Source organism: Oscillibacter sp. CU971 (assembly GCF_905219725.1).
Taxonomy (GTDB): Bacteria; Bacillota; Clostridia; order Oscillospirales; family Oscillospiraceae; genus Oscillibacter.
This window is the reverse complement of record NZ_CAJMXG010000285.1, coordinates 1-3,222: the sequence shown is the minus strand read 5'-3', so window position 1 is coordinate 3,222 and position 3,222 is coordinate 1. Positions and strand designations below refer to the sequence as shown.

The following is a 3,222-nucleotide window of genomic DNA, read 5'->3' as shown; positions in this document are numbered from 1 at the left end:
GAAAGCTGTTGGTAGGTAACCCCGGCATGGTGTTCACATATGCCCGGAATGATTTCAAGCCAAATTTATATGTGGACAAGGTGTTTTCTGTCCCATTCTGCTGCTTCGGTATATAGACATACAGATAATCATAGCTTCGGCAAAAGAACAGATGCTCAATCTTTTCATGTTTCATCTGCGCATCACCTCCGGAATAACCTTGTGGATAACTGTATCCATCTTGTGGATCGTATGTGCAGCTTCCTCTGCATAATGGTAATAATAGAATGTCTCATCAAACCCTTTGTGTCCAAGAAACTTGCTAAGATATGGGAGCATGTGTTCAAAATCCAAACCTTGCTCTAACCAAAGGTTAATTCGGTGAACAACATAGGCATGACGAAGATCGTGGACAGTAGGCTTTTTAGCACAGCCTTCTGCAAAAGATGTTTTTGACCAAAAGGAATTAAATTCACGCTCAACAGCTGAAATGGAAATGGGGTTATCTGTGTTTCACATTGGAAACCCTAATCACTTTTCCGTAACCCGGCATAAGTTGGCAAAAAGCCGCAAAACTATGCCTTGCAAGGGGTTTAGCGAAATAAGTGATTAGGGTTTCTTGGCAAAACTACGCAATACGTGGCATAACTTGGCCTTCAAAAGTAGTAAGTTGAGTAGTAAATTCGGGTTCCTGCACCTGCTTCATAGCTTCCATGGCTGCAACAGGGTCCGTGTGGGCATAGTAGCCCATAGTCAATTTTATATCAGCATGACCCATGACATATTGCAGGGCTTTCGGGTTCATGCCTTTGTTAGCCATCTTGGTACAGAAGGTATGCCTTAAAGAGTGCGGCGTTAAGTTCTCAGGTAATACAGGGCCATGGAGCTTTGCGTGTTTCGCCCGAATACGCCGGATGATGTTCTCATAGTCGGCGGCGGTTCTGGGATTTCCGGTTCTGCTGCGGAACAGAAAATTACTGTAACCGTTAATCTCAACGGATTTGCCTTTCTGAGGCCGGGATAATACATGCTGGAATGCCTCCCGGACTTCCGGTCCCATGCGTACCTGCCGGATGCCGGACTTAGATTTAGGGTCTCCAATGTATTTACCGATAGAACTATCGCTTTGCAGCTGGTGGTCGATATTGATGATGCTGGTCTCCAGGTCAATGTCATGTTCCGTAAGTCCGCAGAACTCGGAGATACGCAATCCAGTGCCCAGGAGTATCACAATCTCATCATAATACTTGCGATATACACGGTCTGTTTGAAGAAATTCAAGCAGACTTTTTTCCTGTTCAGAGGTCAGCGGCGTCTTGGCCTCCGTATCGTTCACAATAACATCGGTCAGCCTGAAATCAAAGGGATTCTTACGGATGCAATCATCTGAAATGGCGGTATAAAATGCGGCTTTAAGGGCGCGTTTGTCAGTCCTGATTGTATGGTAAGCCGCGCCCTTGGACTGCTGCCGCAAAGCCCATTCCTTGGCGTCAGAGAGCTTAACACTGCCAATTCGCATGAAGCCCAGGGGGTCATTTTCAAGCATTTTCCTGCGGCGCTCCCGGCCCTGGACAGTGCTGGGCTTGACCTGGGGATTCAGCTGGATATGCTTTTGATACAGGTCCAGAACGGTCATATTTGCGCCCGTATGGTCGATGCCGTCCAACTGGTCTTTCTGGATTTCTTTTTCTTTCTCTCGGAGGGCGGGGCCGTCTCTTTTGCCTTTGGGCAATCGGTCAGTGGGTTCTAATTTCCATGAATACACGAACTGCTGCTTGCCTTTGGCGTCGATGTACTTATAGCAATACCTGCCGTCCGGCCTCTGGCTTTCGCCAGTTCTCAGGATACGGCCTTTAGAATCTTTGCGCTTTACAGACATAAGCGAGTCTCCTTTCTGTGTGTCTGTGTGTGAAAAGGAGACCGGGCCACGATACGCTATCCCGTGGTATAGCATATTGTAGGCTCGGTCTCCAGCGAAATCATAAGTTCAAAACGAATACAAGTCGTCGATGGCTTGTTCAAGGATTTTACGTTTAATCTGTAAGCGCGAACCGTTCATAAGGGCCCATTTCGGCGGAGGATTTTCCTCAGCCAGTCGCCGAAGCTTCTTTTCTCCGGTGTGGAAATACTGCGCGGCCTCTTCGAGGGACAGTATATATTTCTCCCAAACAGGGACCAGGGAATTTTTAGATGCCATGTATTAATATAGTATTGCGCTCTCAATGAGCCGCAATGGGACAGCTGGAGGCGGGAACCGCCTCTCATATTTGTTTGTACGTCATAGAATCTTGAAGCTGGGAGGGTATTACTTACCCATCGCTCGGCCAAGAAGCCCTTAACGCTTCTCCCCTTTCATTAGCTCAAAGTAGGATTTGTAAGAAGGCGTCTGTGCTTGTCGTCCGCAGGGTTGCAGCCCGTGCGGACGACTTCTTTTTTAGTGTTTCCTGGTTGCAGCCGGAGGAACGCTATTTTACGTTTGAGGGGATTCTTGTTGGGGCTGGGCTAGAATCGCCTGATACTCCGGGATTTTGCAGAAATCGCCGACCCACTCTAAAACCTTTTTTCTTCCCTTGCTGTTAAGGCAGTCGAACATTTCCACTAGCTGCTCCGCATCTTCTGACAATGCGCTATACGGGCCGGAGAATTGGCCCTTTAATTGTTCCAATTCGATAGCAATATGTTCCCATCCTATCATCTCTTGATATTCGCCGCTTCTTCTCGCACTTTCTCGGTTATTGTTCGCCTGTTTTAGCATTCCAGACAATTTTTCAATCAATTCACTAGCGGGAATAAATCTGTCAGGGCCACACAGAGAACTCACAGGAATATCCAGAGCTTTTGCGATACGAACTAATGTTTCCTGTTTGGGATTACGTTTGTCTGTCTCCCACTGGCTTACACCACTATATGAGATTCCCAGCCTGTCCGCGAGTTCCTGCTGTGTTATGCCAGCTGCCTGCCGAGCTTGCTTTATAGTCTGCCCGGTTGTCATGCAGTATCACCTCCTTAAAATGAGTATAACACATTCTTCCGAAAAATAAAAGCAAAATTTATACGAACTTCAAATTTACCTCAAAAGATTTATTATTCAAATTTATTCAAAAATATGTTGACTTATTCAAAAGAATGTGCTAAGCTATAATAGCGAAGCCGTACTGGTAGTTTTGGCTTTGATAAATGGTCAAACGCGGCAGGTCATAAACTGCCATCGAAGCCCATCAAATCTGCGGGACTATCCAGCAC

3 protein-coding genes are annotated in these 3,222 nt (G+C 46.5%); all 3 read right to left on the bottom strand.

Going from position 1 to position 3,222, the window contains the following annotated elements:
- Positions 1–607 precede the first annotated feature (607 nt).
- The 3 genes from JX325_RS14145 to JX325_RS14135 all read right to left on the bottom strand — a co-directional run bounded on the left by JX325_RS14145 (position 608) and on the right by JX325_RS14135 (position 2,971).
- Entirely contained in the window at positions 608–1,858 is a 1,251-nt protein-coding gene (locus JX325_RS14145; protein ID WP_204791733.1) for a tyrosine-type recombinase/integrase, read from the bottom strand.
- Positions 1,859–1,966: 108 nt separating this feature from the next.
- Entirely contained in the window at positions 1,967–2,176 is a 210-nt protein-coding gene (locus tag JX325_RS14140; RefSeq protein ID WP_204791732.1) for an excisionase, read from the bottom strand.
- 273 nt (positions 2,177–2,449) lie between these two features.
- Positions 2,450–2,971 carry a helix-turn-helix domain-containing protein gene (locus JX325_RS14135; protein ID WP_204791731.1) on the bottom strand — a complete coding sequence of 174 codons (522 nt, stop codon included), beginning with the start codon at positions 2,969–2,971 and terminating at the stop codon, positions 2,450–2,452.
- Between the last annotated feature and the right edge of the window lie 251 nt (positions 2,972–3,222).